The 22,434-nt window shown below is 36.0% G+C and carries 17 protein-coding genes; 9 read left to right on the top strand and 8 right to left on the bottom strand.

Annotation, left to right across the window (positions count from 1 at the left end):
- Window positions 1-5: 5 nt before the first annotated feature.
- From rpoH to ftsY, 4 genes are all read right to left on the bottom strand, one after another.
- The gene (gene rpoH, locus ACE1OF_RS04510; protein ID WP_448893048.1) at window positions 6-860 is read right to left on the bottom strand and encodes an RNA polymerase sigma factor RpoH; all 855 of its coding nucleotides are present in this window, start codon (window positions 858-860) and stop codon (window positions 6-8) included.
- A gap of 266 nt (window positions 861-1,126) precedes the next feature.
- Window positions 1,127-2,104, bottom strand: coding sequence for a permease-like cell division protein FtsX (ftsX, locus tag ACE1OF_RS04515; RefSeq protein ID WP_448893049.1), 978 nt, complete (start codon window positions 2,102-2,104; stop codon window positions 1,127-1,129).
- Window positions 2,097-2,795, bottom strand: coding sequence for a cell division ATP-binding protein FtsE (gene ftsE / locus ACE1OF_RS04520; protein WP_448893050.1), 699 nt, complete (start codon window positions 2,793-2,795; stop codon window positions 2,097-2,099). The genes ftsX and ftsE overlap by 8 nt, the downstream gene beginning before the upstream one ends.
- Window positions 2,796-2,839: 44 nt before the next feature.
- The gene (gene ftsY, locus ACE1OF_RS04525) at window positions 2,840-4,201 is read right to left on the bottom strand and encodes a signal recognition particle-docking protein FtsY (protein ID WP_448893051.1); all 1,362 of its coding nucleotides are present in this window, start codon (window positions 4,199-4,201) and stop codon (window positions 2,840-2,842) included.
- Between the two features lie 124 nt (window positions 4,202-4,325).
- Here ftsY and rsmD point away from each other — a divergent pair, with 124 nt between their 5' ends.
- Together rsmD and ACE1OF_RS04535 are read left to right on the top strand one after the other, a co-directional pair.
- Window positions 4,326-4,922, top strand: a complete 597-nt coding sequence (rsmD, locus tag ACE1OF_RS04530; RefSeq protein ID WP_448893127.1) for a 16S rRNA (guanine(966)-N(2))-methyltransferase RsmD — start codon at window positions 4,326-4,328, stop codon at window positions 4,920-4,922.
- A gap of 2 nt (window positions 4,923-4,924) precedes the next feature.
- Window positions 4,925-5,671, top strand: a complete 747-nt coding sequence (locus tag ACE1OF_RS04535) for an MBL fold metallo-hydrolase (protein WP_448893128.1) — start codon at window positions 4,925-4,927, stop codon at window positions 5,669-5,671.
- Window positions 5,672-5,749: 78 nt separating this feature from the next.
- Here ACE1OF_RS04535 and ACE1OF_RS04540 read toward each other — a convergent pair whose 3' ends face one another.
- From ACE1OF_RS04540 to ACE1OF_RS04550, 3 genes are all read right to left on the bottom strand, one after another.
- A complete protein-coding gene (locus ACE1OF_RS04540) occupies window positions 5,750-6,349 on the bottom strand; it encodes a YjaG family protein (RefSeq protein ID WP_448893052.1) in 600 nt (199 codons plus the stop codon).
- Window positions 6,350-6,454: 105 nt separating this feature from the next.
- Window positions 6,455-7,552, bottom strand: a complete 1,098-nt coding sequence (locus ACE1OF_RS04545) for a hypothetical protein (protein ID WP_448893053.1) — start codon at window positions 7,550-7,552, stop codon at window positions 6,455-6,457.
- Window positions 7,553-7,739: 187 nt separating this feature from the next.
- Complete coding sequence (locus ACE1OF_RS04550) at window positions 7,740-8,507, bottom strand: SapC family protein (protein ID WP_448893054.1); 768 nt, start codon at window positions 8,505-8,507, stop codon at window positions 7,740-7,742.
- Window positions 8,508-8,786: 279 nt separating this feature from the next.
- On the opposite strand from ACE1OF_RS04550, the gene ACE1OF_RS04555 reads away from it, so the two are divergent.
- Window positions 8,787-9,092 carry a hypothetical protein gene (locus tag ACE1OF_RS04555; RefSeq protein ID WP_448893055.1) on the top strand — a complete coding sequence of 102 codons (306 nt, stop codon included), beginning with the start codon at window positions 8,787-8,789 and terminating at the stop codon, window positions 9,090-9,092.
- Between the two features lie 134 nt (window positions 9,093-9,226).
- On the top strand, window positions 9,227-10,273 hold the full coding sequence (locus ACE1OF_RS04560; RefSeq protein ID WP_448893056.1) for a CNNM domain-containing protein: 1,047 nt from the start codon (window positions 9,227-9,229) through the stop codon (window positions 10,271-10,273).
- Window positions 10,274-10,315: 42 nt separating this feature from the next.
- On the opposite strand, the gene ACE1OF_RS04565 is transcribed toward ACE1OF_RS04560, so the two are convergent.
- The gene (locus ACE1OF_RS04565) at window positions 10,316-11,182 is read right to left on the bottom strand and encodes a LysR family transcriptional regulator (RefSeq protein ID WP_448893057.1); all 867 of its coding nucleotides are present in this window, start codon (window positions 11,180-11,182) and stop codon (window positions 10,316-10,318) included.
- Window positions 11,183-11,282: 100 nt separating this feature from the next.
- Between ACE1OF_RS04565 and ACE1OF_RS04570 the strand changes: the two genes are divergently transcribed.
- From ACE1OF_RS04570 to ACE1OF_RS04590, 5 genes are all read left to right on the top strand, one after another.
- Window positions 11,283-12,407 carry an S-(hydroxymethyl)glutathione dehydrogenase/class III alcohol dehydrogenase gene (locus tag ACE1OF_RS04570; RefSeq protein WP_448893058.1) on the top strand — a complete coding sequence of 375 codons (1,125 nt, stop codon included), beginning with the start codon at window positions 11,283-11,285 and terminating at the stop codon, window positions 12,405-12,407.
- 135 nt (window positions 12,408-12,542) lie between these two features.
- The gene (gene fghA / locus ACE1OF_RS04575; protein WP_448893059.1) at window positions 12,543-13,400 is read left to right on the top strand and encodes an S-formylglutathione hydrolase; all 858 of its coding nucleotides are present in this window, start codon (window positions 12,543-12,545) and stop codon (window positions 13,398-13,400) included.
- Between the two features lie 137 nt (window positions 13,401-13,537).
- Entirely contained in the window at window positions 13,538-15,355 is a 1,818-nt protein-coding gene (locus ACE1OF_RS04580) for an autotransporter assembly complex protein TamA (RefSeq protein ID WP_448893060.1), read from the top strand.
- On the top strand, window positions 15,352-19,176 hold the full coding sequence (locus ACE1OF_RS04585) for a translocation/assembly module TamB domain-containing protein (RefSeq protein ID WP_448893061.1): 3,825 nt from the start codon (window positions 15,352-15,354) through the stop codon (window positions 19,174-19,176). The genes ACE1OF_RS04580 and ACE1OF_RS04585 overlap by 4 nt, the downstream gene beginning before the upstream one ends.
- A 174-nt stretch (window positions 19,177-19,350) precedes the next feature.
- Window positions 19,351-22,431: a response regulator gene (locus ACE1OF_RS04590; RefSeq protein WP_448893062.1), complete on the top strand. Its 3,081-nt coding sequence runs from the start codon at window positions 19,351-19,353 to the stop codon at window positions 22,429-22,431.
- Window positions 22,432-22,434 lie beyond the last annotated feature (3 nt).

Below are 22,434 nucleotides of genomic sequence, written 5' to 3' on the forward strand. Positions count from 1 at the left end.
TAATGTTATAACACCATAGTATTTTTAAGTTTGTTGAGAGCGTTTTTCTCTAATTGACGCACACGCTCCGCTGAAATTTGATATTTATCAGCTAAATCTTGCAATGTAGACTTATCTTCAGCCAACCAACGAGTGTTAATAATATCTTGGCTACGTTCGTCAAGCGCTACTAATGCAGTTGATAAACGATTATTAGCATGGCTTTCCCAGTTCGCATTTTCTACTTCAACAGCAAGGTCTGATTGCTTGTCTTCAAGATATAAAGCGGGTGAGAAATTACCTGCACTAGCGTTGTCATCATCATCGGTAGATAGTTCAAAGGCTTGGTCATGGCTGCTCATGCGATTTTCCATTTCCAATACATCTTTAGTACTAACACCTAATGTTTCTGCAACGGTATTTACTTCGTCATTGCTAAACCAACCTAAACGTTTTTTGTTTTTACGTAGGTTAAAGAATAACTTACGTTGTGCTTTAGTCGTTGCTACTTTCACAATACGCCAGTTTTTTAATACGTATTCATGAATTTCTGCTTTGATCCAATGTACGGCAAAAGAGACTAAGCGAACGCCTACCTCTGGATTAAAACGTTTAACGGCTTTCATTAAGCCCACGTTACCTTCTTGCACTAAATCTGCTTGGGCTAAACCATAACCTGAATACCCTTTTGCAATATGAATTACAAAGCGTAAATGCGACATAATCAGTTTTTGTGCTGCTTGTAAGTCATTTTCTTCATAAAGGCGAGTCGCGAGATCTTGCTCTTCTTCTGCAGTAAGCATTGGAATGCTATATGCAGATTGCATGTAAGATTCAATACTGCCACTTCGTGGTACGGTAAGTTGCATTGTATTACTCATTTAAATAACCTCTATACTCTACTAAAATTTTTTGCTCAAAATAATTTTTCGTGCTCACCATTATAACATAATGCTAGTGTGTTAACTATATTATTGGCAATACAGTCAAGATTGAGCGAGCACAAACATTATCGTAATAGAAAGGGCAAAACAAGGCTATCTTTCAATTTTTTTATGACAGAGATGTTAAATAATATTGCTGATATATTTTATTGTTTATAAACAATAAGATAGCCTGCTTAAAATACCGTAAATGAAAAAAGAAATTACTCGGCATTTGGTTCAATCGCACGTATGTGTTTTCGTACTGAAATATAACTCCCCACTAAACCCAAAATAACTGCTACAGCAATTAGCAATAGTGCTTCGTTTAAGGCTAAACCTTGCAGCTGAAAGTTACTTTGGTATAGGTCTGTTAGGTTACTGATAGCGCTGGTTAAGTGGTAGGCAAGTAATGTAACGGCTAACCAAGATAATATACCACCGAAAATACCATACCAAACACCGCTATACAAAAAAGGTCGTTGAATAAAACTGTCGGTGGCTCCAACTAATTTCATTACCGCTATCGCCTCTTTTTGATTGAGGATAGCTAAGCGAATAGTATTCCCAACAATAAGCACAACTGATGTACATAAAAGTAATGCCACACCCATCACAATATCTTCAATTAACTGAGCTATTGCTTCTAGGCGCGTTAGCCATTCTAGATCCAACTTACCTTGGTCTACTTCATGTTCTTGTTTTAGCTTTGCCAATAATTCATTGGCCGCACTTGGTTGGCTGGAACGCTCAGTTGGAGTAACTAAGATAGTGGCAGGTAACGGATTTTCATCAAGATACTCAAGGGATTGGCCAAAACCCGAAAGTATTTTAAATTCTTTAAGCGCTTGTTTGGCAGAAATATAATGCACATCACTCACCTCTGTATATAACTTAATACGTTTTACGAGGTTTTGAGCACTTTTGTCACTCGTGGATAATTTCAGAAATAGTGTAATTTGCGAGGCACTGTCCCATTGTTCACTAACCTGTTCAGCATTTTTAACAAACAAATGTAATGTAGCAGGTAAAGCCAAACTAATACCTAATACAAATACTGTCATAATAGAGGTAAACGGTGTTCGCCATAAATCACCTAAGCTGCCAACGGCTTGTTGTAAATGACGAATAGGCAAGGTTAATAGGCGTTGTAATAGCGAACTACGCTGACTTAGGCCACTCGAGTGTCGATTACTACTCATACGCAATACCTTGTGCTTGTAAACCTTCAACAATACCGTCGTTTATCATGGTACCTTCTTTTAACGTTAAGGTGCGATATTTCATTCGTGCTATCAAGCCAAGGTCATGCGTAGCAATTAATACAGTTACCCCTGCTGCGTTAAATTCTTCAAAAAGACTAATAATATCAAGTGATAATTTGGGATCTAAATTACCTGTAGGTTCATCAGCAAGTAAAATTGGCGGCTTATTGACAATAGCACGAGCAATACCTACACGTTGTTGTTCACCACCAGACAACATATGCGGAAAGCATTTTAATTTGGCGCTTAAATGCACTTTGTCTAATGCAGTTTCAACACGCTTTTTAATTTCACGGTGGCTGACCCCTTCAATAATTAACGGTAAAGCAACATTGTCAAAAACGGTACGGTCTTTTAATAAATTATGGCTTTGAAATATCATACCAATACCACGGCGTACATAGGGTATTTGATTGTATTGAATGGTTGCAAGCTCAGTATTATTGACCAAAATACTACCCGAACTTGGTTTTTCCATCATAGATATTAGTTTTAACAACGTACTTTTACCTGCTCCTGAATGCCCCGTTAAAAAGGCCATTTCACCAGCTTGCAAGGTAAAGTTAACTTGCTTTAAAGCAAGAAAACCACCAGGGTAAGTTTTATTAACATTGTGAAAGCTAATCATAATTATTATTTTTAGGTTTGTTTTTAAAATATTTTTTTAGTCTATTACTCTTTAGCAAACAAAGCATCAATAAAATCATCTCCATTGAATGGACGAAGATCGTCAATACCTTCCCCTACACCTAAATAGCGAATAGGAATATTGTATTTATCAGCAATAGCGAAAACAACACCACCTTTAGCGGTTCCGTCTAATTTAGTTACTGTTAACCCAGTTAAACCAACAGCTTCATCAAATAATTTGGTTTGACTTAATGCGTTTTGACCTGTGCCAGCATCAAGGGTTAACATGACTTCATGGGGAGCATTAACGTCGAGTTTTTTCATTACCCGAACAACTTTTTTCAGCTCTTCCATTAAGTGGGCTTTATTTTGTAATCGTCCTGCGGTATCGGCAATAATAATATCTACTTTGCGTGCTTTAGCGGCACTTATCGCATCAAAAATTACCGAAGCGCTATCTGCACCTGTATGCTGAGCAATAACAGGAATGTCATTGCGTTCACCCCATACTTGCAATTGCTCTACTGCTGCAGCTCTAAACGTATCGCCTGCCGCTAACATAACAGATTTACCTTCAGCTTGAAATTGTTTGGCTAACTTGCCAATCGTTGTGGTTTTACCTACACCGTTAACACCTACCATTAACATAACAAATGGTTCGTCACTTTCAGGTATTTCAAGAGGTTGACTTACATTTTCAATAACCTTTTTTAACTCAATTTTTAGTAACTCGTATAATGCTTCAGCATCTTTTAACTGTTTTCTATTTGCACTTTTAGTTAACGAGTCAATAATTTTCATGGTGGTTTCAACACCAACATCGGCTAACAACAAGTGAGTTTCTAGCTCTTCAAATAGCTCATCATCAATTTGTTTACCTTTAAACAAGTCAAATAAGCCACCGCCTAAATTAAGGCGAGTTTTACTTAAACCTTGTTTGAGGCGCGCAAAAAATCCAAGCTTAGTTTCTTTAGGCTTTTCAGGTTGTTTAACGGGTTCTGCGGTAGTTTTTAATTCAGCTTCAAGAACTTCTGTTAATGTTGGCTCAGGATTTTGCTCTGTCGCTATAGAAGTATTTTGTGCTAATTCCGCATCATCAGATGCACTCTCGTCAAGTGTGCTCAACTCGTGATCTAATGCTGACTCTGACGTTGGCTCTGACATTGGTGTTGACGCTTGTTCTGTTTCTTGCGCTAATGTTGCCGTTGTTTCTGGATCTTGTATGTCCGCCTCGGCAACCACATCATTAACGATGGGTTCGCTAATCGATCCCTCATTTATAGATTCTTGCGCTTGATCATTGGAAACTTGTTCTGGTGAAGTATTTTCATCTTCAATCACTTGATCTTTCTTATCCTGACCAAAGCCTAACCAGGAAAACATACCTTTTTTTTTCTTCGACACTTGATTCGACCTAACAGTATTGATGTATCAAAGCGAATACCATGGAAGGTTTCAGTTCGCTTCAATATCATTATGGTGTAAAATTGCCGCTATATTAGCATTAATAATGATAACTGTCAGTGATATGAATCAAGCGCGAAAACAACAAAATAAAAAGGCGGCATCAGGCAATATTCGTATTATTGCAGGTAAGCATAGAGGCAGAAAACTTCCTGTGCTGATGGCCGATGGTTTACGACCAACAACAGACCGCGTGAAAGAAACACTCTTTAATTGGTTAATGCCTTATATTCACAATACTCATTGTTTAGATTGCTTCGCTGGTGCTGGTAGTTTAGGTTTTGAGGCGCTTTCGCGGGGTGCTGCAACGGTGAAATTAGTTGAGTTAAATAAAAATGCCGCCAAGCAATTATTAGCAAATAAACAGTTACTAAACGCTAATAACGTAGATATTGTTCATAACAATGCTTTAGATTTTCTAAAAGCGCCAGCAACAAGCACCTTTGATATTGTTTTTATTGATCCCCCTTTTAGACAAAATTTAGTTGCGCAAACTTGTGAATTATTGGCGCAAGGTTGGTTAAACAACCAAGCATTAGTGTATATAGAAATGGAGTCTGAAAGTAGCCAACCGCTTCCACACAATTGGCATTTATTAAAAGAAAAAATTGCTGGGCAAGTGGCTTATCGCTTGTATCAATACAACGGCATTACACAATGATGATTAAGCTTCATCAATTTGAAGGCTATATTCAAACTATTTTATTAGCTGAATATACAAACAAATTATTGCTTCTAGATGGCTGTAGCCGTGCAGATGTATCGCTAATTAAGCACTTTATTAACGATACATTACAAAAACCACTATCTGATTTACAGTTAATTGTTGTCACGCATATGCACCCTGACCACGCAGGCGCAGCAAATAAACTACGTAAAATAACAGGCTGTAAAATTGCAAGCGCTAATGTAAAAGGCCAATGGTATAGCGGTGTAGATGGAAAATTAATGCACATTGCAGATTTACTATTAACCCGTTGGGTAGCCAATAAGAAAAAACAGTCTCAACGTTGGTTATGGTATTCAAGTAAATTATCGCCCGACTATAAGCTAAATGACGGGGATAGTTTACCGGGCTTTGAAGATTGGCAAGCAATAACAACACAAGGCCATACAGACAGAGATTTATCACTGCACCATTTACCAAGTAACAAGGTGTATGTTGCTGATTTAATTGTATCAACTAGAAAAGGTTTTATTCCTCCATTTCCAGTGTTTTACCCTGAACGCTACCGTTGTTCATTACAAAAAATAGCTAAATTGAAAGCAGCGAGTATCATTTTAGCTCATGGTGGTGAGGTTAACTTGTCTATGCAAGACTTTGCACAGGTAATACAAAAAGCGCCCCAAATACCGATAACACATTGGCGTGCGATGAAAACTCAATTCAAAAAAATCATTGGTTACTAGTTTTTAAATTTCAATCAGTATTCTGGGTATTATATGCATGTTGGCCGCGGCGTACTCTGTTTAAATAATAATGTAACACTAGGTTATTTCAATACCCAAATTAGACAGCCCTTCTGCCAAAACCACTTCTTTAGCTAACTGACATGTACGTTTGCTTTCGGCAGAAAATTTTAAAAAATCAAATAATTCATTTTGCGTTTCCTTCTCCCAAACGGCTAACGGATGAGCTTCTATTTGGGAAGAGTCTATTTCTGCTACGCCTTCATCAATCAATAGCAGTTCAACATAATAACTTACGCTGTTTTCAGATAAACGACTCACACTACTAATGTCTTCATGATTTTTATCTTTACCGTGCGACTGAATAAGCTGCAATAAAGACATCATCGCCATACATACATCAAGCGCAGGAAAAACACCAAAAAAGTCAAATGCTTGAGGATCAGGAGTTTGTTCTTCTAATTTGGTTAGTTGAGCTTCAATATTAATTTTAATTTGATTTTTTTTATCCAGCCATTGCCATACCAAATCAAGTTGGTTGCGCAGTACAGCAAAGTCACCAAAGTGGCTACTTTCACTGAACATTTGATAATTTGGTAACATACGCTCTAACAGTGCGCTAGCAAAGGCAACCTGATGCCAATGGCTTAGTTTTGTGAAAGGAAGATAAATGGCCAAATAAGATCTCGTTTCAAATAAATAATAACAAGCTGGCATTATAAACGAGGAACCCTAGCCAAACCACTTCAATTTATGTTTGTTTTCTCAATGGAATGGCAGGCATTACACGGCATTCTTAGACAATTGCTTTTGCGCATACTCAAATTTCAACCGGTATTCTGTGAGTTGACTTTCTAGATCATGAATTTGTTCAAGATATTGCTCTTTACTCTGATTATATTGAGTAATTAATTCACTGTTTTCATCACGTAAATATTTTATTGTTTCTCGCACTTGATCGTTTTCTTTTTCTTGTTTTTCTCGGTTAGCATTTAACCTTTTTAGCACAACATCTTGCCCTTCTTGCGCTAATTTAACTTGTGATTTAAGCGAGTCAATTTCTTTTTGGTATGCTTTAACCTCTGATTGCTCTGAAAGCAGATTATTAACCAATGCTTTATTCTTATTTTCTAATTGTGTGAGTTTTTGCTGTGTATCTGTTTGTGTTTTCTGCTGTTCTTCTGCTTTGCTTAAAAAGTTGTTTTGTTCTTGCATATGTTGTTCCTTCAACTGAATTTGTTCATCTTTTAATTGATTAAACGCTTTTTTATGTTCACTTATTTCATTCTGAGCTTGTTGCAACTGTGTTGTAGCCTGCATTAATTTTTGTTCTAGCGCATCTGTTGAATTATTGAGCTGGCGATCATGTTGTTTTTTTATTTCTGCCAAATCTTTCGCTGAGGTTGTTAGTTGCTGGGTAAGTTCTGAAATTTGTTTTTTCTGCTCAAGTAATATTGCAGCTTGTTGCTGTTCTGTTTGCTGTGATTTTTCTTCACTTTTTTGTCGTTGTTTTTCAACTTGTTCTAAGCGCCCGATTAATACCTGCTCTTGCTTCGTATTCGCGATTAGCTTTTCATTAAGTGCCGATATTTGCTTTTGTTGGTTAACTACAGTTGCTTCTTGCTGTGCAATTATCGCTTGTTGAGCCTTATCTTGCTCAGCAAGTTGTTTTTTCTGGCGAGCTGTTTGCCTTTGTTCTTCAAGCAAAGCCGCATTAAGGTGTGTATTTTCTTGTTCAATGGTTGTTGATTTAGTAGGCTCTTTTTGTGTAACTGTACACATAAGTTGTGTTAGTTTTTCTTCTACGTGAATAAATACATCACTTGCTAGGTTCTGTATTTTTTCTTCCATTTCCTTGGATAGCTTATTATTTTCGTCCATTGTTTTTCACTGTCAAAAACTTCATGTTTTTAAATTAGCATAACAAAGCCCGTATCGAAATAAGGAATTTAGTTTATTTTATATTAAAAACTAAAAAAGGAGCCAACGCTCCTTTTTATATGTATCGATTATATAACCTAATAATTTTCGTAACTTACAAAATAAATAAGGTAATAATACTCAATAATTAGCTTTCGTTCGCAGCATTTTGACTAACGGGAACAATTTGAACGCCTGAAACTTTTGCATCAGATACACGATTACGTAACTGAGCTAAATGATTCACTTGTGTTAATGAACCCAACATTGAGTAAATAGGCACAAATAAGCCACGCTTATGAAAATCTACTACTTTATCATCTGATAAGTTTTTAATTTTCTCTTCATTAATGGTGAACAAACCTACTAATTTCTTTTTCTCACCGCTACTCAATGCAATATTTAATTCAAGTTCTTGCAATAAATCGTTGTCTTGCATTTCTTTGATAAAGTTTTCTGTCATACGTTCATTATCATACAAACGTCCTAATGCTTGTTGTACATTCACAAGTACTTCAGATTCTTTACCGTCGTCTTCAAACAACGCTAGATCTTTATCTTCACCGATAAATTCGCTTTCAATATCAACACATGCTGTTAGGGTATTTTCTTTTTCTGGATCAAGCCCTAATGAAAAAGGCACCATAGAGATACTTTGTGGCATTGATAAAGCAAGCCATTTATCATCTTGATAATATAAATTTTCACCCGCTTCTAAGCCCAACATACCCACACTACGATAACGGTCTGAATCAGGATTTTTAACAAATACGATAGGAAAACTTGCAGACGCTTGCGCATATTCAACAGCAGCAACAGGAATTATGTGCTGCCCCGCAACGTGTGCAATGTTGCGTGTACTAGCAAGCTTTAACTTTTGATGTTGTTCTTTTTTTACTGGAACGAAGTTCGCCATAATTTTTTCTCTTGTTTGGTGCAACTATTCTCACAATGCTTGAATGTAAGGGCACATTTTTATAATAGTGTAATTGAATGAAACTAATTACTGTGTTCTTTCTCTTTGTACCATAAGTTATGGAGACAGCTGTTTTCGGTTTCAATGCTAAATGTAAAAAAAGTTTATAAAAAACATGAAATCCATAGATATTTCAAAATACTTGTTCGATACTAATACTACGTTAATTAGGTAGTTTTTATTTAATGACTTCTTATACAAGGCTAAACTAACAAACCTATGATGTTGAAAATATTTTTTTGTTTTGTTTTTGTTGTTTTTACTCATTCAGCTGTCGCTCAGCCGAAGGTGAGCGTGCAGCATCAGCGCAATGTTAATAATTTAGCTGAAATTCAAATAACAAACCAAACCAGCAAAGCATTAATTTGTTATGTGGCAATCGATGGCCATAAACTCTATTTTCGTTTACAAGCTGACCAAGCATCTCAATGGTATAAAGCAACAGATATACGGTTTAATTATACTAGTTTTAGTACCTGGTGTGATTATTTATCATTATACCCAGAATACAATAACAATAAATAAACGCTCAACAATTAAAACGAATTAAATAAAAAAATAGCAATAATTCACATGTAACAAAATAACATTTTAACGGTTTTATATAGTAGTATGCGAATGTTTACTTTTTATTAATTAGGGATATAAAAAACTCTTCTATGGCTTTACTTATAACCTACCTTGTTGTTGCCATCGGCGTGTCCTTTATATGTTCTATTTTAGAAGCTGTCTTATTGTCAGTTACGCCAACCTTTGTTGCACAAAAGCTTAAAGAAAAAAAGAAAGGTGCAAAGAAATTAGCGCAAGTTAAAGACAAGCTTGACCATTCTATTTCAAGCATCCTAATTCTTAATACGTTTGCCCATACTATGGGTGCAGCTGGTGTTGGAGCTCAAGCCATACGTATTTTTGGTGAACAAAAAGAAACATTAATTGCCTTTTTGTTAACCTTAAGTATTCTTTATTTTTCCGAAATTATTCCTAAAACACTTGGCGCTAACTTTTGGCGTAATTTAGCAATTCCATCAGCTTATGTAATTGCCTTTTTAGTTAAACTTGTTTATCCCTTTGTTTGGTTTTCTTCTTTAGTTACCAGAATGTTTAATCAAGGCAATCCTGATGTTATTACCAGAGAAGAATTACTTACTGTTGCCGCACTCAGTCATAAAGGCGGCACATTAGATCGTCAAGAAAGCCAACTGGTTGAAAATATATTAAATTTACGAGAAGTTAAAACAGAAGATATTTTAACACCACGCAGTGTCGTGCACGCTTTAGCCAAAGATGTCACCGTAAGTGAAACTATTTCTAATGATAAAACAGCTAATTTTACCCGAATACCCGTTTATGATGGCACCATTGATAATGTTACAGGTGTTGTAATAAAAGCGGCATTATATGAGCATGAAAGACAAGGTAATGGTTCATTTGCCCTCGATAAAGTTATTACCCCTATTTGGCGTGTTTCGGAGAGTTTACCCGTATTAAACTTGTTAGATTTGTTTATTAAAAGAAATGAACACATATTTATTGTTGAGGATCATTTTGGACAAACTGCTGGTGTGGTTTCCCTTGAAGATGTTATTGAAACTTTTTTAGGGCGTGAAATTATTGATGAAAGTGATCAAGTAGAAAATTTGCAAAAGTTAGCAAAATCTAATTATCGAAAACGATTAAAACATAAGTCTTCGAAGAAAAAAAATTAATAAACTCTCGCTAATTAATAGTCTCTCGCTAATATACAGAGCTCATTTAATATGTTTTGACAAGTATTCCACTAATAAACGTATTTTGGGTGATAAATGTCGATTTTGCGGATACACAGCCCATATTCCCTCATCAGGCTCTCTAAAATTGTCTAATATGGTCACTAATTCTCCTTTTTGTAGATATGATTGAACATAATAGTCAGGTAACTGCACTATGCCTAAGCCTTTCAACGCAGCATCAACTAGACTATAGCCGCTGTTATAGCGTAACCTGCCCGTAACTCGAATATTCTTTTCTTTACCTGCTTCTCTAAAGTGCCAATAATCTAATGTACCTAATAAACAACTGTACTTATTAAGCTCAGCCAGCGTATGAGGTATACCATATTGTTGTAAATAAGTAGGCGATGCACACAAATAATTGGTACGTTTACCCAGTTTTTTTGCCATAAGTGTTGAATCAGCTAGCTTGCCAAGCCGAATAGCCAAATCATAACCCTCTTCAACTAAAGCAACTTTTTGATTAGTTAAATTAGCAAAAACCTCAATCTCAGCATGTTTCTTCATGAAATCATTAACCAATGGCATGATCATCTTCTCACCATACGTTATGGGCGCTGTCAGTTTTATTTTGCCTTGAGGCTTTGATTGTAAATTTGTAATGGCACGCTCTGCCGCATCTAAGCCATCAAGCACGCTACGGCAGTGTTGATAGAATATACGACCTTCTTCGGTCAATGATACTTTTCGTGTTGTGCGATAAAGTAATTTGGTATCTAAACGATTTTCCAATGCGCTCACTTGACGACTCACCTGAGCCGTAGAAATTGCCATTTTTTTCGAGGCAAGTGTGAAGCTTTCACTCTCTACTACATGCACAAATTCACTAATACCTTCCCACTGCATGATTGTTACCTATATGTAAAAGTAATTTACAAAATAGCTATATTATCATTACTGAAGAAACAAATATAATAATCAGCATACTTTAGTCATGGAAATTATTATGTCAGATCAATTTATTAAATCAAAAGCCGCTATTGCTTGGGGTCCCAAACAGCCTTTATCAATCGAAGAAGTCGATGTAATGCTACCGCGTAAAGGTGAAGTACTAGTTAAGGTGATTGCCTCGGGTGTTTGCCATACCGATGCATTCACCTTATCAGGTGAAGATCCTGAGGGTATTTTCCCTGTTATTTTAGGCCATGAAGGTGGCGGTATTGTTGAACAAGTTGGCGAAGGCGTTACTAGCGTACAAGTTGGCGATCACGTGATCCCTTTATACACACCTGAATGTGGCGAATGTAAATTTTGCTTATCTGGCAAAACCAATTTATGTCAAAAAATTCGTGAAACTCAAGGTAAAGGGTTGATGCCTGATGGCACTACTCGTTTTTATAAAGACGGTGAGCCTATTTTTCATTATATGGGGTGTTCTACTTTCTCTGAATACACTGTTTTACCTGAAATTTCGTTAGCAAAAGTAAATAAAGATGCGCCATTAGAAGAGGTTTGCTTGTTAGGTTGTGGCGTTACCACAGGCATGGGCGCAGTAATGAATACCGCCAAAGTTGAGGAAGGGGCAACCGTTGCCATTTTTGGCTTGGGTGGCATTGGGCTATCTGCCGTTATTGGTGCAACCATGGCAAAAGCTAGCCAAATTATTGCTATAGACATTAACGAAAGTAAATTTGAGCTAGCAAAAAAGCTGGGCGCAACTGATTGTATTAACCCTAAAGACTTCGACAAGCCTATTCAAGATGTGATTGTAGACTTAACCGATGGCGGTGTTGATTATTCATTTGAATGTGTCGGCAATGTTAACTTGATGCGTTCTGCATTAGAGTGCTGCCATAAGGGTTGGGGTGAATCAGTGATCATTGGTGTTGCAGGTGCAGGGCAAGAAATATCAACTCGACCATTCCAACTAGTCACAGGTCGAGTTTGGCGCGGCTCAGCTTTTGGTGGCGTAAAAGGTCGTACTGAACTGCCTGATTATGTAGAACGTTATTTAGCAGGTGAATTCAAATTAAGCGATTTTATTACTCACACTATGGCATTAGAAGGTATTAATGACGCGTTTGATTTAATGCATGAGGGTAAAAGTATTCGTAGTGTTGTTCATTTTTAGTAAGCATTCACTTTTCCAATATTTTTGAAACAACATCTCATATATCAAGTAGCCCTTTATTAAATAGCTACTTGATAGTTAACATTCATTTTGATCATTATAGATTTGATCGGAACAAAAGGTAGTTATGTGATCATGACCCATTTAATTGAAAGCTCTCTCGTTAATATCAGTATGAATAAAAGCTTTGACGGTTGGCACAAGCAATATAGTCACCAATCCCAAACATTAAATTGCGCTATGCAATTTGCTATTTATTTACCACCACAAGCATCTAATGGCACTAAAGTTCCTGTATTATATTGGCTTTCAGGGCTTACTTGCACAGATGAAAACTTCATGCAAAAAGCTGGCGCATTACGTATTGCGGCTGAATTAGGCATGGCGGTTGTTGCGCCTGATACTAGCCCTAGAGGCGATAACATTGCTAATGATGACAACTACGATTTAGGACAAGGTGCAGGTTTTTATGTTAATGCCACTCAAGCCCCATGGAATCGTCATTATCAAATGTATGATTATATAGTAGAAGAGCTACCCAAACTGGTTGAAGCCACTTTTCCTGTATCAACTAAACGTGCAATTAGTGGTCATTCTATGGGAGGACATGGCGCATTAACAATAGGCATGAAAAACCCTGAGCGATACTCTTCAATATCCGCCTTTAGTCCAATCAGTAACCCCGTAAGTTGCCCTTGGGGGCAAAAAGCCTTCACTGCCTATTTAGGTAATAATAAAGATATTTGGCGTCAATTTGATGCAAGCGAATTAATGAAGCAGGCAACAGAATTTATACCTATCAGAGTAGATCAAGGTGAAGCTGATAACTTTTTAGCCGAACAATTAAAACCTGAAACTTTACAATCTGCGGCAAAAACTAACAATTATCCTTTAGCGTTATACCTGCACGAAGGTTATGATCATAGCTATTACTTTATTGCCAGTTTTATTGAAGAACACTTGCGTTTTCACGCTAAACATCTTAATAACTAATCTTTCTTATTATCGTAGTCACAGTACCATTAATAGCGTAATATTTGCAGGAGAGTTATTGTATAAAGATCAGATAAACTGGTCTTTATCACTAAGTAAACATCTTCAGGAATATTTTCTCATTAATGATTTTGCTAATGATAGATCACATTAAAGCAATTGGGGTGGTTTTTAGTTATAAAATCAAAGCTATCGCCATGGTTTTAGTGTTTTCTTCTGTTGCTAATATTGTGTGCGCAAGTAATTTATCCGTTACGCTTAATGATGAATTACCCAATACAGTCAAAAAAAACATTTTCTCTTATTTAGGTAAATTGCCCGACTCTGAATTAGAGCGTTCTGCCTTTATTTACTCAGCCAAAAGTAATATACAAAAAGCGTTACAATCCTTAGGATATTACCAAGCAAGTGTCGCCCTTGTGGTAAAAAAAGACCCTTGGTTCCTAATTATTACCATTAAATTACCTAAACCTACTCTACTCGATAGCATTAACGTTAGCATTGTTGGAGAAGCAAAATATGATACTGCATTTACTACCTTACTAAACAATCATGACTTGACACAAGGCGAGACACTTCATCATGGTAAATATGAAACCCTAAAAGCTAATTTATTGTCACTAGGTCAACAACATGGATATCTCAATGGCGTTTTAACAAATAGTAATATTACCATCAAAGATGATTATCGATTAGCAGACATTACAATACTGTATGACAGCGGGCCAAGGTTTAAATTTGGTGATATTACTTTCGATGCATTTGATCTAACACCAGAGTTATTTTCCAATTTAATTCCTTTTGAAGCCGATAGCTATTATAGCGCGCAAAAGCTGCACAAATTGCAATATCAGCTACAATCAACTCAGTATTTTAGCAATGTTATTACTGTGCCTGCTGAGAAAATAGCAAACTCAACTACACATCAATACACAGTTCCCATTCAGGTGTCATTAACGCCCGCAAAAAGCCATCAGTTTGATTTGGGTATTGGTTATGCCACTGATACAGAGTTTCGTTTATCTGCAGGTTGGCGCACACCACGCATTAATAAATATGGGCATTATCAAGAAACAAAATTAGAATACTCTGCTTTAAATCCAACGGGAAAGTTTATTTACAATATCCCCATCAATCATCCTTTTGAAGATGTGCTGCGCTTTAAATTAACCGTAGAAAATGAAGATTATGCTGATTTCACCACAAAGTTTTATTCAGCTCAAATGGGACGAGTAACCAGTAAAAACAACTGGAATAGACAAATTTATATTCGCTACCACAAAGAGTCATGGGATTATGACCTTGATGATATAAAACCCAATATTATTTGGTCTGAAAAAGATAACATACGCTACATTATACCAGGTGTTACTTGGTCTAAAACCACTCGCAAAGGGTCTGCGTTAGACCCTAGCTCAGGGTTTAGGCAAACTTATAATATAGAAGGTGCACATTTAAACGCAGGTTCAGACAATAGTTTCTTCAGATTTCAAGGCAGATGGCGTTATATTACTACCCTAAAACCTAAACATCGTTTGGTTACAAGAGCAGAACTAGGTGCTATTTATATTGATAAAGATGCTGAATTAGCCCCTTCACTACGTTTTTATGCGGGGGGAGATCAAAGCATTCGTGGTTTTGCTTATCAGTCTATTGGTTCAACAATTCCTTCATCATCAGATTCTGAAAAAGCGGTTCCTATTGTTGTTGGGGGCACAAGGCTAATACTGGCAAGCATTGAATACCAGTATTACTTGAATGATAAGTGGCGGCTTGGACTTTTTTCTGACGGAGGCAGTGTTGCTGATCAAGGCGAATTTGAACCCGTATACTCATTAGGTACTGGTATACATTATATGTCACCCGTTGGTGCCATTAAATTCGATTTAGCCTACGGAATTGATGACGATGATAAAAGTTGGCGTTTGCATATTAGTTTAGGAGCTGAATTATGAGTTGGCGTCGTCTAAGCTATAAAATCACTCAGTATTTGGCAATAACCCTGTTTTTTATCACTATTTTATTAACCACTCCTTGGGGAACTCAGGTAACGCTAGCCATTATAAATACGTTTAGCCCAATATCGGTTGATTACCGTAGTGGCTCATTAATTCGCGATCTGCAATTAAACAACCTACACATAGCGTTAGAACATCTTGATATTAACATTAGCGACATAGAAACACGGGTTGATTTTTCTTGCGTGTGGAAAAAAACGTTATGTATAAAATCTGCCTCAGCAAAAACGTTAGCGTTGCGTTATACAAGCAGTGAAGGGAGCACCGAAACAAAGACAAGTAATGTAGAAACAGCAACCACGCTTTTTAAAATGCCCTTCGCCATTAATATTAATACAGTTACTTTAGACAAAGCACACATTAGCCTAAATAAAACAAATATTTATGCTAATCAATTACAGACAAAGATGGTAATTAGACAAAGCCAATTTACCCTATTATACCCTTCTGTTAAGCAGTTAACCGTACACCTAAACGATACACAAAAATCGTCAGAAAACACTCAGAACTTCACTTCCTCATTAACTAATGCTGTTGCACAATTACCTGATGTTAATTTCCCCCTGTCACTTAACATTGAAAAACTTCAGGTTAATAGCCTAGACATTGCTAAAAATAATCAAGTAGAAGAACAAGAATATTTATGGCAATCAAGCAATAACCACCTTAGTGCCACTTGGTTTAATTCTGATCTTCGCATTCGTGAATTTAAAACAACCACACCAATGTTTTCAATCACTGAGCTTACTGCAAAGGCTAAATTAACAGCGCCTTATCAAATAAACAGCAAACTCATTAGTCATATTCACCAATTAAAACAATGGCCTGAAATAGACGATACAAGGCTACAATTATCATTACAAGGTTCACTTGAAAACCTCGATATTGAACTAACTAGCACAGACAGTTTAACGTTAAGCAGTAAAGCAAATATCAATTTAGTTAATCCTGACATACCATTTAGCGTCACCATAGACGCTGATAATATACCACTGCCCTTATCTTTAGCCCAATATGCCGAGCCTTCTGCGTTGTCTTTAACGTTGTCGGGTAATATACAAACACAAAGCCTTGATCTAACTAGCTCCGTATCAAGTTACGGTTACCATAATGCTTACGTAAAACTTGCCGCAACACACCAACAAGGGCATCTAAACATTAAAAAATTGCTGATAGATGAGCATGATTCTGCCAGCCAATTAAACTTACAAGGTAGCATTACATTATTACCATCAGATTTTAATTGGCAATTATCAATGCATTCAACGGGTATTTCACTGCCAATAATTAACATACAAAAGCTAACTGAAATGCTAGAGCAGCAAACAAAAATGGATAGCTTTACTTTAAACATGCCTGAAACCATATCAGGTCGAATACAAGGGCATATTACTAGTGCAGGGGCATGGTCAGAAAAAGAATGGTATGCCAACATAAAAGATACCGATATTGCAGGCTCATTCAACAATACACCATTCAAAATAAAAGGTGATATCGGTTTAACCCCTTCAGGCCATGTTAGCCAAGGAAAACTATTTATTAGCGCAAATAACAGTGAATTAACACTGATCTCCGCAGATAACACATTTTGGGATCTTACAGGTAATGTAAAAGTAAATAATGTGAATCTATGGTATCGCGAGATACAAGGTACATTTAGCAGCGATTTTTCAATCAAAGGAAGCAAAGACAACCCAACTATTCGCTTAAGTACAATTGCTTCAGCATTTAATTGGTCAAAGTGGCATAGTGATACTTTGCATATTAATGGGGTTTATTCACCTATGTTAGATCATCAAGTTGAGTTAACCCTTTTAAATAAAAAACTAACATGGATCAATAAAGACCACAGCATTGAAATGAGTGATTTCACACTTAAACTGTCAGGTGACGCTACACAACACCAACTTCAAACCCATTGGTTAGGTGATATTAGTGGACAACTTGAATTGACGGGGCATTTTGATAACAGTTTCACAAAGTGGCATAGCACTATTGAAAAAAATATCTTAACGTATAAAAATTCAGCCTTAGAAGGCAATAAATCTTTTGCTGTGAACTTTGACTTAGCCAAAAGACGCGGCACAATCGCCAGTCATTGTTGGAAAACATCAGGTGTAAGTGCTTGCTTACCTAAACAGGCTATTATTGGCAATATTGGAGAAATCACCGCTCAAATAACGGTTGATATTGAAGTTATTGACGAATTATTCTTACCAAAAGAGTTTGATATAATTAGCCAACTTAATGGTGATGTTAAAATAACATGGTCACCACAGCAATCAATAAACACCAAAGCTGATTTTTATTTATCACCTGGTTATATCACCGTCAGCGATGAATTTAATGTACATACTTTATCACAATGGTCTACAGGTGCTTTTTCATTTGTACTCAACAATCAACAACTAACAAATAAAATTCAATTAATTGATATCAATAACCAACCACTGATCAATAGTAATACAGTAATGAAATTAGTTGATGATTTTCCCGTTGACGCCCAAATAATATTGCACGAAGTAGACTTACAACCTTTTCAATCAATGTTAAGCAAAGTGGTCGACTTACAGGGTAAATTAACCACAGATATTGCCATTAGCGGTACATTAGCAGCGCCCATAATGAACGGGGATATCAAACTCAATAATGGTAAAATACAACTAGAACAAAATGCCAATGTTATTGATAACTTATCAACCGACTTAAGTATTCATAACAATAAAGCAATATTAAACGGACATTTTTTATTAGAAGATAAAAGAGCAAATATAACGGGACAATTGTCATGGCAAGATGACTTAACTATCAACCTAGATTTAAGCGCAAAAGCAATACCATTGGTATTCCCCCCCCAATTAATCATGAATATGTCACCAAGTTTAAATTTTTTGTATGCTAAAGATGTACTTACCGTCAGCGGTAATATTGATGTACTCGAAGGGAATTATAATATTGATAAGCTGCCTGAAGATAGTGTGCCATTGAGTGATGACGTTATTATTGTCGACCAAAATGGTCAAGCAATAGTAAAAAAAACCACTAACATCAATATAAAAACTAACGTTAATGTCAATATTGCAAAAGCCTTTACCGTTAGCGGACAAGGGTTACAAAGCCACTTATTTGGACAGTTACAAATAAGTCAGCAAGAAAAGCAGCCTATACAGCTCTTTGGCAGCATTCAATCCGACAATGGCGTTTTTCAAGCGTATGGGCAAAAGTTACAAATAGAAAAAGGTGACATTACATTTAATGGACCAACAAATAATCCTTATATTGATTTGCGCGCCAGCAAAAAAATTCAAGCGGAAGATATTACTGTTGGCATTCAAGTAGCTGGCTTAGCCGATACATTATCTATGCAGCTGTACTCAACACCCACAATGCAAACGCCTGAAATACTATCATATCTTGTAAGAGGTAGAGGTTTAGACGCTGATACAGGAAACAGCACCACCGCAGCGGGATTATTGGTGGGAATGAGTATCACTAATAATATTGGTTTATTTGAACAAATTGAAAAATTACCATTAATTAACAACCTTGCCATTGATACTGAAGGCGTGGGTGAACAAACGCAAGCCACAGTCAGTGGTTATGTAGGTAACCGTGTTTATTTAAAATATGGTATTGGTGTTTATGAACCCATTAATGAACTCACCGTAAGAATGTACATGTTTAATCGTTTTTGGCTAGAAATTGTTAGCGGTATTGAAAAATCTACTGATATTTATTACTCGTTTGATCTTGAGTAAAGGGGAAATATCTATTGACTCATATAATTCATGTATTAATAGTCACTATATAACGCTGAGAGTAGATTTTTATTATCTTTTCAACTATTTTGTACTATTGTTAAGATGTACTCATTTTTTGAGGGGTTGTATGTGATGGATTCACTTTATAAAGAAAAATCAAAGAGATAAATTATGAACAAAAAGTCTCAATTTGGATTACGAGGCAAGGTCACTCTTGGTTTGGCATTTATACTAGTCACCTCTCTCTTGGTTACAAGTCTTTCAAGTTACCTACAATCTCAACAAGTTGCCGAACGCAAAGCCATAGAGTTAGAAAAAAATAAATTAGACGTTTTAAACCATATTATTCAAGGCTCATTAAAGAGCCATCAAAATACACTCTTGTCATTAAAAGAAGTACCCGCACTTCAGGCTATTTTACGTGCCCAATTGAATAATGGGGTTGATCCACAAAGTGGCGATTCATTAATTACATGGAAAAAGCGCCTGCAAAGCATCTTTTCAGCATTTATTGCCAATAAAATAGAATATTTACAAATTCGTTATATTGACGATAACGGTGATGAAATAGTCAGAGTTCAAACGGGTGAGTTTAATCAAATAGAAGTGGTGAGTGACGATTTACTTCAAAATAAAGCCAATGAGCTTTATGTTATTCAAACCCTTAAAATGCCACATGATCAAGTCTATTTTTCTAATGTCTCCCTTAATCGTGAACATGGTGTTATTCAAGTTCCTCATCAACCTGTTTTAAGGCTTGCAGCACCCGTGCTTTCAGAAAATAACCAAGTACAAGGTATTATTGTTATTAACCTAGCAACAGAAAAGCTGTTTGCTGATATTAAACTAATTAACCAAGGAACGTCTCAGTTTATGGTGGATGAAAGAGGAAATTATATCTTACATAACCAAACAGAAAAAACCTTTGGTGAAGACAAAGGGCTAAATTACAACTTTCAAAAAGACTACCCGCAACTCGCTTCTTTGAGCAATGAAAATGACCAATTTATGCGCCGTTTTAACGACGTTGAAGAAATACTCGGTTTTGATAAAATTTACTTCTCCCCATTTGATAAAACACGGTATTGGTTATTAGTACAGCGAGTACCTGAGCATGTTGTTTTTGCTGATATTCAAGCATCACTCAATCAAATGTTACTTGTAGGTTTAGGGATAGGCATAATTTCACTGGCACTAATTATGTGCTTTGTTTCTCGTAGAATTATAGCGCCAGTACTTAACCTTGCAGAGGCTGCAGAACGCCTGCAAGAAGGGGATTTATCGATTCGCCTTAATACCTCATCAGTACATGACGAATTTCGTATTTTATATGGCATGATAAACACTTTTACCATTAAACAACAAAGCTTTACCGCCAAACTACAACAGGAAATTGAGACACAGACCGATAAGTTATCAGCTATTATTGAGAATGTTGTTGACGGCATTATCACCATAGACAATAAAGGTAAAATTAAAACATTTAATCAAGCCGCACGTACAATGTTCGGTTACGACAATGTCGAAGTCATTGGTCAAAATATCAAAATGCTGGTACCAGAGCATTATTACAGTGAGCATGGCAACTCTATTAATAATAAATTAGCAACAAAGATTAAAAACAACATAGGTATTGGCTGTGAAATTGTCGGGATTCGTAAAAATGGTTCAGAGTTTCCACTCGATTTAGCTGTCAGCGAAGTAAAAATAAATAATACCGAGCATTATATTGGTATTACTCGAGATATCACCGAGCGTAAACGTATTGAATTAATGCAAAAAGAATTTATTTCAACGGTCAGCCATGAGCTAAGAACACCATTAACCTCTATCAGTGGTTCATTAAGCTTAATTCTTGGTGGCGTTACAGGCGAACTGTCAGATAAAACTCGCTCTTTGATCACCATAGCAAATAATAACAGTAAACGCCTTATTCACCTGATCAATGACATTCTTGATATCGAAAAAATTTCAGAAGGAAAAATGCAATTTGATTTTGCTGTAACTGACTTAACTCCTCTGGTAAAACAGTCACTTGAAGAAAACAAGGGTTACGCTAAAAAACTCAATGTTAGGTTTAAATTAATTAATGAACCACAAGAAGAAATACTGGTGAGAGTAGACGAACAACGCTTACAACAGGGAATATCAAACCTTTTGTCAAATGCAGCCAAATATTCACCTACAGGAGAGCAAATTGACATTAAAATAGAACAAATAGGAGAAAATATACGAATATCTGTACATGATAATGGTAAAGGGATCCCCGAGGAATTCAGATCAAAAATATTCAATAAATTTGCACAGGCTGACAGCTCAGATACACGCCAAAAAGGGGGCACAGGGCTAGGATTAAATATTACACAAGCAATTGTATTAAAACATAAAGGTAGCATTGGTTTTAGCTGTGACAAAGGCAAAGGAACCACTTTTTATATTGATTTGCCATTATATATTGCGCATTCTGTAAAAGAAGCTGAAACAATAAGTCATATAAAGCACAATCATAAGCCGTTAATCTTAATTATAGAAGATGATCGTGACGTCTCTAAATTACTTAGTATTATGCTTAAAAACGAAAATTATCTATTAGATCATGCTTTTAACTATGACGAAGCCATTCATAAAATAAACATAAATAACTATGATGCTATTACATTAGATTTAATGATTCCTGGTGGTAACGGCATTAATATTTTACAAGTGTTGCGTAACAATAAAGCCACCATGGAAGTTCCAGTTATTGTTGTTTCAGCTTTTATTGATAGAATTAAAAATGAAGTAGCATGTGAAGCTTTTGGCATAGTGGATTGGCTTGAAAAGCCCATTGACAACAATAAATTAGTACAAGCTATTAAAGCGTCACTGGCTGATAAAAATAATGAAAGAGGAAACATTTTACACATTGAAGATGATCCCGATATTACTGCTATCGTTCTTTCGCTTTTGGATAATGATTTTAACGTGATTAATGCCAGAACATTATCACACGCCAAAAAGTTAATTAATAACAATATTTTTGATCTAGTACTGCTAGATATTGGTTTACCTGATGGCTCAGGCTTAGATATATTGCCATTACTTAATGATGATAATCATCAAGTTCCTGTAATTATCTTTTCTGCTCAAGATGTACCCAAAGAAACAAACTCGAAAGTATTGATGACATTAGTAAAATCTAAAACAAACAATGAGTACCTTTTAAAGCAAATTAAACAAGCGATACACCATAAGCAATCAATCGACGATTAAAGG

The sequence above is a fragment of the Colwellia sp. E150_009 genome (assembly GCF_053543955.1).

What these genes read in the sequence shown, in the direction of transcription:
- ACE1OF_RS04570 (WP_448893058.1), top strand. Translation starts at nt 11,283, where the DNA reads ATGTCAGATCAATTTATTAAATCAAAAGCCGCTATTGCTTGGGGTCCC.
- ACE1OF_RS04590 (WP_448893062.1), top strand. Translation starts at nt 19,351, where the DNA reads ATGAACAAAAAGTCTCAATTTGGATTACGAGGCAAGGTCACTCTTGGT.
- ACE1OF_RS04585 (WP_448893061.1), top strand. Translation starts at nt 15,352, where the DNA reads ATGAGTTGGCGTCGTCTAAGCTATAAAATCACTCAGTATTTGGCAATA.
- ACE1OF_RS04565 (WP_448893057.1), bottom strand. Translation starts at nt 11,182, where the DNA reads ATGCAGTGGGAAGGTATTAGTGAATTTGTGCATGTAGTAGAGAGTGAA.
- ACE1OF_RS04580 (WP_448893060.1), top strand. Translation starts at nt 13,538, where the DNA reads ATGATAGATCACATTAAAGCAATTGGGGTGGTTTTTAGTTATAAAATC.
- ACE1OF_RS04545 (WP_448893053.1), bottom strand. Translation starts at nt 7,552, where the DNA reads ATGGACGAAAATAATAAGCTATCCAAGGAAATGGAAGAAAAAATACAG.
- rsmD (WP_448893127.1), top strand. Translation starts at nt 4,326, where the DNA reads ATGAATCAAGCGCGAAAACAACAAAATAAAAAGGCGGCATCAGGCAAT.
- ACE1OF_RS04560 (WP_448893056.1), top strand. Translation starts at nt 9,227, where the DNA reads ATGGCTTTACTTATAACCTACCTTGTTGTTGCCATCGGCGTGTCCTTT.
- fghA (WP_448893059.1), top strand. Translation starts at nt 12,543, where the DNA reads ATGACCCATTTAATTGAAAGCTCTCTCGTTAATATCAGTATGAATAAA.
- ACE1OF_RS04550 (WP_448893054.1), bottom strand. Translation starts at nt 8,507, where the DNA reads ATGGCGAACTTCGTTCCAGTAAAAAAAGAACAACATCAAAAGTTAAAG.
- ftsX (WP_448893049.1), bottom strand. Translation starts at nt 2,104, where the DNA reads ATGAGTAGTAATCGACACTCGAGTGGCCTAAGTCAGCGTAGTTCGCTA.
- ACE1OF_RS04555 (WP_448893055.1), top strand. Translation starts at nt 8,787, where the DNA reads ATGATGTTGAAAATATTTTTTTGTTTTGTTTTTGTTGTTTTTACTCAT.
- rpoH (WP_448893048.1), bottom strand. Translation starts at nt 860, where the DNA reads ATGAGTAATACAATGCAACTTACCGTACCACGAAGTGGCAGTATTGAA.
- ftsE (WP_448893050.1), bottom strand. Translation starts at nt 2,795, where the DNA reads ATGATTAGCTTTCACAATGTTAATAAAACTTACCCTGGTGGTTTTCTT.